The 12,531-nt window shown below is 61.8% G+C and carries 12 protein-coding genes; 7 read left to right on the top strand and 5 right to left on the bottom strand.

Annotation, left to right across the window (positions count from 1 at the left end):
• Positions 1–98 precede the first annotated feature (98 nt).
• Positions 99–806, bottom strand: a complete 708-nt coding sequence (locus AD663_RS01305; RefSeq protein ID WP_053213134.1) for a FadR/GntR family transcriptional regulator — start codon at positions 804–806, stop codon at positions 99–101.
• Between the two features lie 254 nt (positions 807–1,060).
• Between AD663_RS01305 and AD663_RS01300 the strand changes: the two genes are divergently transcribed.
• The 5 genes from AD663_RS01300 (at position 1,061) to ppx (ending at position 5,662) form a co-directional block, all read left to right on the top strand.
• A complete protein-coding gene (locus tag AD663_RS01300) occupies positions 1,061–1,846 on the top strand; it encodes a transporter substrate-binding domain-containing protein (RefSeq protein ID WP_003177347.1) in 786 nt (261 codons plus the stop codon).
• 21 nt (positions 1,847–1,867) lie between these two features.
• A complete protein-coding gene (locus AD663_RS01295) occupies positions 1,868–2,536 on the top strand; it encodes an amino acid ABC transporter permease (protein WP_003177346.1) in 669 nt (222 codons plus the stop codon).
• Positions 2,533–3,183 (top strand): amino acid ABC transporter permease, encoded by a 651-nt coding sequence (locus AD663_RS01290; protein WP_003177345.1) that lies wholly within the window; start codon positions 2,533–2,535, stop codon positions 3,181–3,183. The genes AD663_RS01295 and AD663_RS01290 overlap by 4 nt, the downstream gene beginning before the upstream one ends.
• On the top strand, positions 3,170–3,904 hold the full coding sequence (locus AD663_RS01285) for an amino acid ABC transporter ATP-binding protein (protein WP_053213133.1): 735 nt from the start codon (positions 3,170–3,172) through the stop codon (positions 3,902–3,904). Before AD663_RS01290 ends, AD663_RS01285 begins: the two co-directional genes overlap by 14 nt.
• 255 nt (positions 3,905–4,159) lie before the next feature.
• A complete protein-coding gene (gene ppx, locus AD663_RS01280) occupies positions 4,160–5,662 on the top strand; it encodes an exopolyphosphatase (protein WP_003177343.1) in 1,503 nt (500 codons plus the stop codon).
• A gap of 173 nt (positions 5,663–5,835) precedes the next feature.
• Here the strand turns inward: ppx and ppk1 are convergent, their stop codons facing one another.
• Together ppk1 and hemB are read right to left on the bottom strand one after the other, a co-directional pair.
• Complete coding sequence (ppk1, locus tag AD663_RS01275; protein WP_003177342.1) at positions 5,836–8,052, bottom strand: polyphosphate kinase 1; 2,217 nt, start codon at positions 8,050–8,052, stop codon at positions 5,836–5,838.
• A 17-nt stretch (positions 8,053–8,069) separates the two neighbouring features.
• Positions 8,070–9,083: a porphobilinogen synthase gene (hemB, locus tag AD663_RS01270; RefSeq protein ID WP_003177341.1), complete on the bottom strand. Its 1,014-nt coding sequence runs from the start codon at positions 9,081–9,083 to the stop codon at positions 8,070–8,072.
• Positions 9,084–9,288: 205 nt separating this feature from the next.
• Here hemB and AD663_RS01265 point away from each other — a divergent pair, with 205 nt between their 5' ends.
• Positions 9,289–9,912 (top strand): DedA family protein, encoded by a 624-nt coding sequence (locus tag AD663_RS01265; protein WP_053213132.1) that lies wholly within the window; start codon positions 9,289–9,291, stop codon positions 9,910–9,912.
• Here AD663_RS01265 and AD663_RS01260 read toward each other — a convergent pair.
• Positions 9,893–11,140, bottom strand: coding sequence for a sterol desaturase family protein (locus tag AD663_RS01260; RefSeq protein ID WP_053213131.1), 1,248 nt, complete (start codon positions 11,138–11,140; stop codon positions 9,893–9,895). The genes AD663_RS01265 and AD663_RS01260 overlap by 20 nt on opposite strands.
• A 125-nt stretch (positions 11,141–11,265) precedes the next feature.
• Here AD663_RS01260 and elbB point away from each other — a divergent pair, with 125 nt between their 5' ends.
• Positions 11,266–11,934: an isoprenoid biosynthesis glyoxalase ElbB gene (elbB, locus tag AD663_RS01255; protein WP_003177338.1), complete on the top strand. Its 669-nt coding sequence runs from the start codon at positions 11,266–11,268 to the stop codon at positions 11,932–11,934.
• A 123-nt stretch (positions 11,935–12,057) separates the two neighbouring features.
• Here the strand turns inward: elbB and AD663_RS01250 are convergent, their stop codons facing one another.
• Entirely contained in the window at positions 12,058–12,513 is a 456-nt protein-coding gene (locus tag AD663_RS01250; RefSeq protein ID WP_003177337.1) for a YaiI/YqxD family protein, read from the bottom strand.
• Between the last annotated feature and the right edge of the window lie 18 nt (positions 12,514–12,531).

Raw genomic sequence — 12,531 nt, 5'->3', positions numbered from 1 at the left:
AAAAAACGTGGCCCATCATAGCGGCCCTTCCAAGGTTCAGGAAGCCGCAGTTGATTGAGTCTCGCTATGGCGCAAGCCGTATTTGTGTATAGCCCAACTTACGAGGCAGCGGGCGCAACGAAGGAAATACCGGTACGCAGCGCAGCGTTACGTACATGTTCCTGCATGGCTTTTTGCGCAGCGCCCGAAGCACGACGGGCCAGGGCGCGCAGGATCTTGCGATGTTCCTGCCAGGTTTCCATGGCCCGCTCCGCCCTGATGAACGGTAGCTTCTGGCTTTCCAGGAAGATGTCGGCGCTGGCGACAAGGATGCTCAACATCGCCTGGTTGCCGCTGGCCAGCAGGATACGTCGATGGAACTCGAAATCCAGCCGCGCCGCCGCGTCGAAATCCCCTGATTTCAGCTCCCGGCGCATGGCTTGGACATTGTCTTCCAGCATGTCGAGCTCATCGGCACTCAGCGTCACCGCCGCCAACCCGGCCGCGAAACCCTCCAGGGCGTAGCGCAACTGGAAGATATCCACCGGCGAAGCCTGGGCCGCGAACGGCCAGCCTGGCGCCGACTCGCTGCGCGGCACTTCGGCCGATGACTGCACGAACACACCCTTGCCTGGTTGCACGCTGATCATGCCCAAGGCACTCAACGACGACAGCGCTTCACGCAACGACGCCCGACTCACACCCAGTTGCAGCGCCAAGTCCCGTTGCGACGGCAGCGCATCGCCCGGGCCGAAGCCTTCATCGACGATCAGTTTGCGGATGGCTTGCAGGGCCACTTCAGGAACGGCACGAGCGATGGAATTCATGATTTTTCAGACGAACCGGGCCAGTGAGCGGCTAGTTGTAAAGCTATTCGCCGCGCCCGGCAAGTCGTGCCCCAGCAGGGTTCGGCGACAAATGCCGACGCCCGATAAAGGTGCGAAACACGACGCAACTGTTCAGACCAGTAAGACCGATCGCCACCAGCAAAACCGTGGCCTTGGCCAATTAAACGTCGCCTTGGCATGGCCTGTGCTCTGTCCGAACGCAGAATTCACATCACCGATTGCGGAGATTCGCCATGATTCAGCGTTGCAGCGCCCTGCTCACAGCCCTGTTTGCCAGCCTGATGCTTTGCCAGCTGCCCGCCCACGCCGATGGCCTGGAAGACGTGGTCAAGCGTGGCACCCTCAAGGTCGCCGTGCCCCAGGACTTCCCGCCATTCGGCTCGGTGGGCCCGGACATGAAGCCCCGCGGCCTGGACATCGATACCGCACAACTGCTGGCCGACCAACTCAAGGTCAAGCTGGAGCTGACCCCGGTCAACAGCACCAACCGCATCCCGTTCCTGACCACCGGCAAGGTCGACCTGGTCATCTCCAGCCTGGGCAAGAACCCGGAGCGCGAGAAGGTCATCGACTTTTCACGCGCCTACGCGCCGTTCTACCTGGCGGTGTTCGGCCCGCCTGACGCGGCGATCAATGGCCTGGACGACCTCAAGGGCAAGACCATCAGCGTCACCCGTGGCGCCATCGAGGACATCGAGCTGACCAAGGTCGCTCCCGAAGGCGTCACCATCAAGCGCTTCGAAGACAACAACTCGACCATTGCCGCCTACCTGGCCGGCCAGGTGGACCTGATCGCCAGCGGCAACGTGGTAATGGTCGCCATCAGCGAGCGCAACCCCAAGCGCGTCCCGGCCCTGAAAGTGAAACTCAAGGATTCGCCGGTGTATGTGGGCGTGAACAAGAACGAGCCGGCCTTGCTGGACAAGGTCAACCAGATCCTCGCCACGGCGAAAACCGATGGCAGCCTCGAGAAAAACGCCCAGACCTGGCTCAAGCAACCGCTGCCGGCCGACCTCTGACCGCTGCTTGAGAGGCTGAGCATGGCTTATCAGTTCGACTTTCTGCCGGTGGTGCAAAACACCGAGCTGCTGCTGCGCGGCGCGCTGTTCACCTTGGAACTGACGGCCATTGGTGCATTGCTCGGGGTCAGCCTGGGCATCGTCGGGGCCGTGGTGCGGGCGTGGAACATTCGTCCGTTCGCAGCCATCTTCGGCGTGTACGTGGAGCTGATCCGCAACACGCCGTTCCTGGTGCAGCTGTTTTTCATTTTCTTCGGCCTGCCGTCCCTGGGCGTGCAGATCTCCGAGTGGCAGGCCGCAGTGCTGGCGATGGTGATCAACCTCGGCGCCTACTCCACCGAGATCATTCGCGCGGGTATCCAGGCCGTTCCGCGGGGGCAACTGGAAGCCGCCGCGGCCCTGGCCATGAGCCGCTTCGAAGCCTTTCGCCACGTGGTGCTGCTGCCGGCGCTGGGCAAGGTCTGGCCGGCCCTGAGCAGCCAGATCATCATCGTGATGCTTGGCTCGGCGGTCTGTTCGCAGATCGCTACCGAGGAGCTGAGCTTCGCCGCCAACTTCATTCAGTCGCGCAATTTCCGCGCGTTCGAAACCTACGCACTGACCACGCTGATCTACTTGTGCATGGCGCTGTTGATCCGTCAGTTCCTCAACTGGCTGGGTCGTCGCTACATTTCCAGGAGCCGCCAATGAGCGATTTCACTTTCTGGGACGTGGTGCGCAACTTGCTCACGGGCCTGCAATGGACGCTGGCGTTATCGCTGGTGGCGTTTATCGGCGGCGGTGTGATCGGCTTGCTGGTGATGGTGTTGCGCATTTCCAAGAATGCCCTGCCGCGTAATATCGCCCGCACCTACATCGAGTTGTTCCAAGGCACACCACTGTTGATGCAACTGTTCCTGGTGTTTTTCGGCGTGGCGCTGGCCGGGGTGGAGATTTCGCCGTGGATGGCGGCGGCGATTGCCCTGACGCTGTTTACCAGCGCTTACCTGGCGGAGATCTGGCGCGGTTGCGTCGAGTCGATCTCCAATGGCCAGTGGGAAGCCTCCGCAAGCCTGGCCCTCACCCCACTGGAACAGCTGCGCTATGTGATCCTGCCCCAGGCCCTGCGCATTGCCGTGGCGCCAACCGTGGGCTTTTCCGTGCAGGTGGTCAAAGGCACCGCCGTCACGTCGATCATTGGCTTTACCGAACTGACCAAGACCGGCGGCATGCTCGCCAACGCCACGTTCGAGCCGTTCATGGTGTATGGCCTGGTGGCCCTCGGTTATTTCCTGCTCTGCTACCCCCTGTCCCTCAGTGCGCGCTACCTGGAAAGGAGACTGCATGCCTCTGCTTAGAATTTCCGCCCTGCATAAATACTACGGCGATCACCACGTGCTCAAAGGCATCGACCTGAGCGTCGAGGAAGGCCAGGTGGTGGCGATCATCGGCCGCAGCGGCTCGGGCAAGTCCACCTTGCTGCGCACCCTCAATGGCCTGGAATCGATCAACGACGGCGTGATCGAAGTGGACGGCGAATACCTCGACGCCGCCCGCGCCGACCTGCGCAGCCTGCGGCAGAAAGTCGGGATGGTGTTCCAGCAGTTCAACCTGTTCCCGCACCTGACGGTCGGCGAGAACGTGATGCTTGCGCCGCAGGTTGTACAGAAAGTATCCAAGAGCAAGGCCGCCGAGCTGGCGCGGCAGATGCTGGAGCGGGTTGGCCTCGGCGAAAAATTCGATGCCTTCCCGGACCGCCTGTCCGGCGGCCAGCAGCAACGGGTCGCCATCGCCCGCGCCTTGGCAATGTCGCCCAAGGTGCTGCTGTGCGACGAAATCACCTCGGCCCTGGACCCGGAACTGGTCAACGAAGTGCTCAGCGTGGTGCGGCAACTGGCCAAGGAAGGCATGACGCTGATCATGGTCACTCACGAAATGCGCTTTGCCCGGGAAGTCGGGGATAAGCTGGTGTTCATGCATCAGGGCAAGGTGCATGAGGTGGGCGATCCCAAGGTGCTGTTCGCCCATCCGCAGACGGCGGAACTGGCGAATTTCATTGGGACGGTTGAGCATGCCTGAGGTTGGGCAAACCCTGTGGCGAGGGAGCTTGCTCCCGCTCGACTGCGCAGCAGTCGCAGGATCCGCCTGTCGATTTATTCCTGATATACCGGGTTGATTGGCTTTAGGGCCGCTGCGCAGCCCAGCGGGAGCAAGCTCCCTCGCCACAGGAAACCCAAGCAACCCTGCCTCGGGTCAAGGGTTTGGTTCAGGCGCGTTGGCGTAAGCGGTCGATCGTGGCAGGATGGCGGGGTTATCGACCGAGATTTTTTGACCATGCCGTCATCCCAAGCCAAGAATCTGTCCCTGATCGCTGCCATAGACCTGGGCTCCAACAGCTTCCACATGGTCGTCGCCAAAGCCCAGAACGGGGAAATTCGCATTCTTGAGCGACTCGGCGAAAAGGTCCAACTGGCCGCCGGCATCGACGAAGAGCGCCGACTGAGCGAAGAATCCATCCAGCGCGGGCTCGATTGCCTCAAGCGGTTTGCCCAATTGATCAACGGCATGCCCCTGGGCGCGGTGCGGATCGTTGGCACCAACGCCCTGCGCGAGGCGCGCAACCGCGGCGAATTCATCCGCCGTGCCGAAGAAATCCTCGGCCATCCGGTGGAAGTCATCTCTGGCCGTGAAGAAGCCCGCCTGATCTACCTCGGCGTCTCCCACACCCTGGCCGACACGCCGGGCAAGCGCCTGGTGGCAGACATCGGCGGCGGCAGTACCGAGTTCATCATCGGCCAGCGTTTCGAACCACTGCTGCGCGAAAGCCTGCAGATGGGCTGCGTCAGCTACACCCAGCGCTATTTCCGCGACGGCAAGATCACGCCGGCCCGCTATGCCCAGGCCTACACGGCGGCGCGCCTGGAAATCATGAGCATCGAACATGCCTTGCATCGCCTGACCTGGGATGAAGCCATTGGCTCCTCGGGCACCATTCGCGCCATCGGCCTGGCCCTCAAGGCCGGCGGCCATGGCAGCGGTGAGGTCAATGCCGAGGGCCTGGCCTGGCTCAAGCGCAAGGTGTTCAAGCTCGGCGAAGCGGACAAGATCGATTTCGAAGGCATCAAGCCTGATCGCCGGGCCATTTTCCCGGCAGGCCTGGCGATCCTCGAAGCCATCTTCGATGCCCTGGAACTGCAACGCATGGATCACTGTGAGGGCGCCCTGCGCGAAGGCGTGCTCTACGATCTGCTGGGTCGTCATCACCACGAAGACGTCCGGGAACGCACCCTGGGCTCGCTCATGGAGCGTTATCACGTCGATCAGGAACAGGCCGCGCGGGTCGAGCGCAAGGCGTTGCATGCTTTCGACCAGGTGGCCGACGACTGGGACCTGAACGACGGAGTCTGGCGTGAACTGCTGGGCTGGGCCGCCAAGGTGCACGAAGTGGGCCTGGACATCGCCCACTACCACTACCACAAGCACGGCGCCTATTTGATCGAGCACTCGGACCTGGCCGGGTTTTCCCGGGAGGACCAACAGATGCTCGCGCTGTTGGTGCGTGGCCACCGCCGCAATATTCCCAAGGATAAGTTTGCCGAGTTCGGCGATGACGGCATCAAGCTGATTCGCCTGTGCGTGCTGCTGCGCTTTGCGATTCTGTTCCACCACATCCGTGGCACCCAGGAAATGCCCCAGGTCACCCTGCACGCCGACGGCGCCCAGCTGGATGTGCTGTTTCCGGAAAACTGGCTGGAAGAGAACCAGTTGACCCAGGCGGACTTCGCCCAGGAAGCCGAATGGCTGACCCGAGTCGGGATTGTGCTGAACATCCACTGAGCCCTGCGCAGCCTCCGTGGCGAGGGAGCTTGCTCCCGCTGGAGGGCGAAGCCCTCCCAAGAGCGGCTGCGATGATTTGATTGACGGATCACGACCTCGGATTTGGGGCCGCTTCGCAGCCCCAGCGGGAGCAAGCTCCCTCGCCACAGGGGGAGCGCACTTCGCAGGATGACTTAACGAACCGCCAACACCGGGCTGCTCAGGCGCTCCAGCAAGGTTGCCTGGGCGCTGCGCGGGTTCTGGTTGCCGGTCGGCGTGTTGCGGATGTAGCGACCGTCGGACTGCAGGCTCCAGCTGTGGGTGTTGTCGGTGAGGTAGCTCTCCAACTCCTTCTTGACCCGCAGGATCAGCTTTTTGCCTTCCACCGGGAAGCAGGTCTCGACCCGCTTGTCGAGGTTGCGCTCCATCCAATCCGCGCTGGACAAAAACATCTGCTCCTCACCGCCGTTGAGGAAGTAGAACACCCGCGTATGCTCCAGGAAGCGCCCGATGATCGAGCGGACGTGGATGTTATGGGAGACCCCGGGGATGCCCGGCCGCAGGCAGCACATGCCACGCACCACCAGGTCGATGCGCACGCCCGACTGGCTGGCCTTGTACAACGCACGGATGATCTTCGGGTCGGTCAGCGAGTTGAACTTGGCGATGATGTGGGCCGGCTTGCCGTCCAGGGCGAACTGCGTCTCCCGGGTGATCATGTCGAGCATGCCCTTCTTCAGGGTGAACGGCGCGTGCAGCAGTTTTTTCATGCGCAGGGTCTTGCCCATGCCGATCAACTGGCTGAACAGCTTGCCGACGTCTTCGCACAAGGCATCATCGGAAGTCAGCAGGCTGTAGTCGGTGTACAGGCGGGCGTTGGCAGCGTGATAGTTGCCGGTGCCCAGGTGGGCGTAACGCACGATTTCACCGGCTTCGCGCCGCAGGATGAGCATCATCTTGGCGTGGGTCTTGAAGCCGACCACGCCGTAGATCACCACCGCACCGGCCGCTTGCAGACGGCTGGCCAGTTGCAGGTTGGACTCTTCATCAAAGCGCGCCCGCAATTCAATCACCGCTGTGACTTCCTTGCCGTTGCGCGCCGCGTCCACCAGGGCATCGACGATTTCCGAATTGGCACCGCTGCGGTACAAGGTCTGGCGCACCGCCAACACATGGGGGTCCTTGGCGGCCTGGCGCAGCAGGTCGACCACCGGCGTGAACGACTCGAACGGGTGCAACAGCAGGATGTCCTGCTTGCTGATCACGCTGAAGATGTTCTCGCTGTTTTGCAGCAGTTTCGGGATCTGCGGCGTGAACGGCAGGTATTGCAGCTCCGGATGGCTGTCCAGGCCGGTGATGCTGAACAGGCGAGTCAGGTTGACCGGACCGTTGACCTGATACAGCTCGGTCTCATGCAGGTTGAACTGCTTGAGCAGGTAATCGGACAGATGTTTCGGGCAGGTATCGGCCACTTCCAGGCGCACCGCATCGCCGTAGCGACGTGAGAACAGCTCGCCGCGCAAGGCGCGGGCCAGGTCTTCGACGTCCTCGGTGTCCACCGAGAGGTCGGCGTTACGCGTCAGGCGGAACTGATAGCAACCCTTGACCTTCATGCCCTGGAACAGGTCATCGGCATGGGCATGGATCATCGACGACAGGAAGACGTAGTTGTCGCCCGGACCACCGACATCTTCCGGCACGCGGATGATGCGCGGCAGCAAGCGCGGCGCCGGGATGATCGCCAACCCCGAATCGCGACCGAAGGCGTCGATGCCTTCCAGCTCGACGATGAAGTTCAGGCTCTTGTTGACCAACAGCGGGAACGGGTGCGTAGGGTCGAGACCGATCGGGGTGATGATCGGCGCGATCTCATCGCGAAAATAGCGACGCACCCAGGTCTTGATCTTGGTGTTCCAGTTGCGACGACGGATGAAGCGGACCTGATGTTTTTCCAGCTCCGGCAACAATATGTCGTTGAGGATCGCGTACTGGCGGTCGACATGGCCGTGGACCAGGTCACTGATGCGCGCCAGGGCCTGGTGCGGTTGCAGGCCGTCGGCACCGGCCTGTTCACGGGCAAAGGTGATCTGCTTCTTCAGGCCGGCGACACGAATCTCGAAGAACTCGTCCAGGTTGCTGGAAAAGATCAACAGGAACTTCAAGCGTTCCAGCAACGGATAGGACTCGTCCAGCGCCTGCTCCAGCACGCGGATGTTGAACTGCAGTTGCGACAGCTCACGATGGATGTACAGGCTGCTGTCATCCAGGTTCGGAATGGCAATCGCCGGAGCCGGCGCAGGCTCGTTGACGACCGGGGGAGTAGGCTCCAGCTCCGGCGGCGTTTCGGCAATTTGCTCGATTACGGGTTGAGCGTCTTTTACTGCAACTTCAGAGAGTCCTTCGGTATTCATCGCAAGTTCCTGAGAGGCTATTTCTGCTCTCGTAGCAGTTGGGCGGCGCGCACGGCGAAGTAAGTCAGGATGCCATCAGCGCCCGCGCGTTTGAAAGCGGTCAAGGACTCCAGGATCACCCCTTCGCCCAACCAGCCGTTCTGGATGGCTGCCATGTGCATGGCGTACTCTCCGCTGACCTGATAAACGAAGGTCGGCACTTTGAATTCTTCTTTGACCCGGCAAAGGATGTCGAGGTAGGGCATGCCCGGCTTGACCATGACCATGTCTGCCCCTTCTGACAAGTCAGCCGCCACTTCGTGCAAGGCTTCGTGGCTGTTGGCCGGGTCCATCTGATAAGAGGCCTTGTTGGCCTTGCCCAGGTTCAGGGCCGAACCGACCGCATCGCGGAACGGGCCGTAATAGGCGCTGGCGTATTTTGCCGAGTAGGCCATGATCCGCACGTTGACGTGGCCGGCCACTTCAAGGGCTTCGCGGATGGCCTGGATACGACCGTCCATCATGTCCGACGGCGCCACTACCTGGGCACCAGCCTCGGCGTGGGACAGCGCCTGCCTGACCAGCGCGTCGACGGTAATGTCGTTCTGCACGTAGCCTTCTTCATCGAGAATGCCGTCCTGGCCGTGGGTGGTGAACGGGTCCAGCGCCACGTCGGTGATCACCCCCAGTTCCGGAAAGCGCGCGCGCAGTGCGCGGGTCGCGCGCTGGGCGATGCCCTCCGGGTTCCAGGCTTCGGCGGCGTCCAGGGACTTGAGTGCCGGCGGCGTGACCGGGAACAGCGCCAGAGCAGGTATGCCCAGCTCGACCCAATGAGCGGCTTCTTTGAGCAGCAGGTCGATGGTCAGCCGCTCCACCCCGGGCATCGATGCCACGGCTTCGCGACGGTTCTCGCCGTCCAGCACGAACACCGGCAGGATCAGGTCATCGGTGGTCAGCACGTTTTCACGCACCAGCCGACGCGAGAACTCATCACGGCGGTTGCGACGCAGGCGGGTGGCAGGGAACAGACGATTGGCGGGGGTAAAGCTCACGGCAGACTCCTGAGCCCGCGCGGACGGGCGAGCGTGACAGTTATAAGCGGCCATTATGACGAACGTATGACAGTTATGTGCACCTGTGACCGGTAGTCGCAGTTATTGTGGTTGTAGGAAATGTTCACGTCGAGACACATTTCGATACTTTCCTGAATGTGCCTGAAGGGTTAGGCTGCGCGTTCATTTCGCCAGCACCCAGACAATGCTCCAACAATTTCTGCATGACTTCGGCTACTTGGCCCTGTTTATCGGCACGTTCTTCGAAGGCGAAACCATCCTCGTGCTCGCAGGCTTCCTGGCGTTCCGTGGTTACATGGACATCAATCTCGTGGTGGTCGTAGCGTTCTGCGGCAGCTACGCGGGCGATCAGCTGTGGTATTTCCTGGGACGCAAGCACGGGCGCAAGCTGCTGGCGCGCAAGCCGCGCTGGCAATTGATGGGCGATCGCGCGCTGGAACATATCCGCCGGCACCCGGACATCTGGGTGTTGAGCTTCCGCTTCGTCTATGGCCTGCGCACGGTCATGCCGGTGGCGATCGGCCTGTCCGGCTATCCGCCGGGCCGCTATCTGTTGCTCAATGGCATCGGTGCGGCAGTGTGGGCCACGGCGCTGGCGGCCGCGGCGTACCACTTCGGCGCGGTGCTCGAAGGCATGCTGGGCAGCATCAAGAAATACGAACTCTGGGTACTCGGCGCCCTGCTGTTGCTGGGTTTGGTCTTGTGGCTGCGCCGACGCATCAAGAACGCACGCCTGGCCAGGAAAATCCTCGAAGCGGAGCGGCTGGAACAGGCCAGCTCCAGCGAATCTACGACGCCAACCGAGTGAACCGGTTGCTGCAGCAATACAGCCCGATGCCACTGAGCAGGCTGTAGCTGAGCAACCCGAGCCAGGCCCCCTGGCTTATCGCCGCATCGTTCGGCCACAATCCGGCCAGCGGGGCCAGCCACACCAGCAGCGGGCTCGACGCCAGCCGCAACAGCTCCAGCCTCAGCGCCCACGGGCGATTCTCCAGGGTCATCCCCAACACGAACAGACCGAACGCCACTGCGCCCCACCCCAGTATCAGGGCGGCGGTCGGCAGGCTGTTCTCCAGGTTCATCAAGTAACTGCCCAAGGCAATGTAGACGCAGAACTGCAGCGCTACGTAAACCTGCTGGCGCCTGTCCAGCGGCACCTCGAACTTGCGGAACGCGCCCAGGTCCGGTTTGTTCAGCGGGTACTTCGCAGCGACGTCCACAGGCCGCCAACCGGTAGGCATGAACCAGATCCGCAGCTTGTCCTGCCAGCGCCCGGCCCGGCGCGCGTCCGCCCATAACTGCACATAGAACTGCAGGTTGGCCCACAACGGATTCCAGCTCGCCAATGGCGTGGTCACGCCGAAAATCACGGGCTCATCTTCGTCTTCTTCCTGGAAGGTGCCAAACAGACGGTCCCAAATAATGAACACCCCGCCGTAGTTGCGATCCATGTAGAGAGGGTTCTGTGCATGGTGGGCACGATGATTGGACGGCGTGACGAAGCACCACTCCAGCCAGCCGAGCTTGGGAATGTGCTGGGTGTGGACCCAGAACTGGTACAGCAGATTCAGCGCCGCCACGCTGACGAATACCGCCAGCGGCACCCCCAGCACGGCAAGGGGGATATAGAAGATCCAGCTCAACACAAATCCTGTGCTGGTCTGGCGCAACGCAGTGGACAGGTTGTAGTCCTCGCTCTGATGGTGCACCGAGTGCGCGGCCCAGAGAATGTTGCGCTCATGGCCCATGCGGTGCAGCCAGTAGTAGCAAAGGTCGTAGAGCACGAAGGCGAACACCCAGACCCAGGCCCGGTCGACAGGCAATTGAATGACGGCCAGGTGTTTCAACGCAAAGGCGTAGGTCACCAGCCCCACGCCCTTGGTCAGCAGGCCGGTAGTAGTCGACAGCACGCCGGTACTCAGACTGTTGATCACATCAGCGAGGCGATAGTGACTCACGCCGCGCCAACGATCAGCCAGCAACTCGACGGCAATCAGCACGAAGAAGAACGGCACGGCATACAGAATGAAATTCATGACGCGACCCGGAGGCATGAGCAAGCAGGGAGATAGTCGGCAGATTAGGTGTAGCTGCCAGATAACCCTATGGCAACGAGTGACAAATTAGTGGACATTTAACGCCATGAATCTGGAGAAAACCCATGAGCAAAAAAGTTGCAGTGATCCTTTCCGGCTGTGGCGTGTATGACGGCGCAGAAGTCCAAGAAAGCGTGATCACGTTGCTGCGTCTCGACCAGCGTGGCGCGCAGGTGCAATGTTTCGCCCCCAACATTGCCCAACTGCACGTAATCAATCACCTGACCGGTGAAGAAATGCCCGAAAGCCGCAACGTTCTGGTGGAGTCGGCGCGGATCGCCCGGGGCAACGTGAAGGATTTGCGTGAAGCCAGGGTCGAGGATTTCGATGCCTTGATCGTACCGGGTGGTTTCGGCTCGGCGAAAAACCTCTCCAACTTCGCCGTCGAAGGCGCCGGCTGCACAGTCCAGCCAGAGGTCCTGGCGCTGACTGAAGCCTTTGCCGAAGCCGGCAAGCCAGTGGGGCTGATGTGCATTTCCCCGGCCCTGGCGGCAAAGATCTATGGCCCAGGGGTGACCTGCACCATTGGCACCGACAGCGATACGGCAGCCGCCGTGACCAAGATGGGCGGCACTCACCAGGACTGCGCCGTGAGCGACATCGTCGAAGACACCGCGCGCAAACTGGTCAGCACCCCGGCCTACATGCTGGCGCAGCACATCAGCGAAGCGGCCTCGGGCATCAATAAGCTGGTGGATCGGGTGTTGGAACTGACGCACGAGAACGACGCCTGACACCGCCGCCATCCCTGTGGGAGCGGGCTTGCTCGCGAAGGCGTCGGTTCAGCTGACATCTTTGTTGGCTGACACACCGTCTTCGCGAGCAAGCCCGCTCCCACAAGGGGTTCCAGGCAAGACTTAAGAGGCTCGGGCCAAACGTGTCAGTATCCGATCCAACGCATTGGCAAACCCTTGCTTGTCCCGCTCGCTGTACGCCGCCGGGCCGCCGCCCATATGGCCTTGCTCACGCAAGTCAGTGAAGAGGTTGCGCACCGCCAGTCGATCGCCCATGTTCTGCGCATCGAACTCCTTGCCCCGCGGGTCCAGGGCGGCGACACCCTTCTTCACCAATCGGTCGGCCAAGGGCACGTCGCTGCAAATCACCAGCTCACCGGGCACGGCGTGTTCCACCAGGTAATCGTCCGCCGCGTCAGGGCCGCTAGGCACCACGATCAGCTTCACGCAGGCCAGGCCCGGCTTGATCTGCGGCTGGCCGGCCACCAGCACCACTTCAAACTGACGCTTCAGGGCGAACTTGACCACCAACTCCTTGGCGGCCTTGGGGCAGGCATCGGCGTCGATCCATACGCGCATCGGGGTTGCTCCTCTCTA

Source organism: Pseudomonas sp. Q12-87 (assembly GCF_001269755.1).
Lineage (GTDB): Bacteria > Pseudomonadota > Gammaproteobacteria > Pseudomonadales > Pseudomonadaceae > Aquipseudomonas > Aquipseudomonas fluorescens_S.
This window is presented reverse-complemented; position numbering and strand designations above follow the sequence as displayed.

Coding starts and splice junctions, on each gene's coding strand:
- AD663_RS01305 (WP_053213134.1), bottom strand. CDS start 806: ATGAATTCCATCGCTCGTGCCGTTCCTGAAGTGGCCCTGCAAGCCATC.
- AD663_RS01300 (WP_003177347.1), top strand. CDS start 1,061: ATGATTCAGCGTTGCAGCGCCCTGCTCACAGCCCTGTTTGCCAGCCTG.
- AD663_RS01295 (WP_003177346.1), top strand. CDS start 1,868: ATGGCTTATCAGTTCGACTTTCTGCCGGTGGTGCAAAACACCGAGCTG.
- AD663_RS01290 (WP_003177345.1), top strand. CDS start 2,533: ATGAGCGATTTCACTTTCTGGGACGTGGTGCGCAACTTGCTCACGGGC.
- AD663_RS01285 (WP_053213133.1), top strand. CDS start 3,170: ATGCCTCTGCTTAGAATTTCCGCCCTGCATAAATACTACGGCGATCAC.
- ppx (WP_003177343.1), top strand. CDS start 4,160: ATGCCGTCATCCCAAGCCAAGAATCTGTCCCTGATCGCTGCCATAGAC.
- ppk1 (WP_003177342.1), bottom strand. CDS start 8,052: ATGAATACCGAAGGACTCTCTGAAGTTGCAGTAAAAGACGCTCAACCC.
- AD663_RS01265 (WP_053213132.1), top strand. CDS start 9,289: ATGCTCCAACAATTTCTGCATGACTTCGGCTACTTGGCCCTGTTTATC.
- AD663_RS01260 (WP_053213131.1), bottom strand. CDS start 11,140: ATGAATTTCATTCTGTATGCCGTGCCGTTCTTCTTCGTGCTGATTGCC.
- elbB (WP_003177338.1), top strand. CDS start 11,266: ATGAGCAAAAAAGTTGCAGTGATCCTTTCCGGCTGTGGCGTGTATGAC.
- AD663_RS01250 (WP_003177337.1), bottom strand. CDS start 12,513: ATGCGCGTATGGATCGACGCCGATGCCTGCCCCAAGGCCGCCAAGGAG.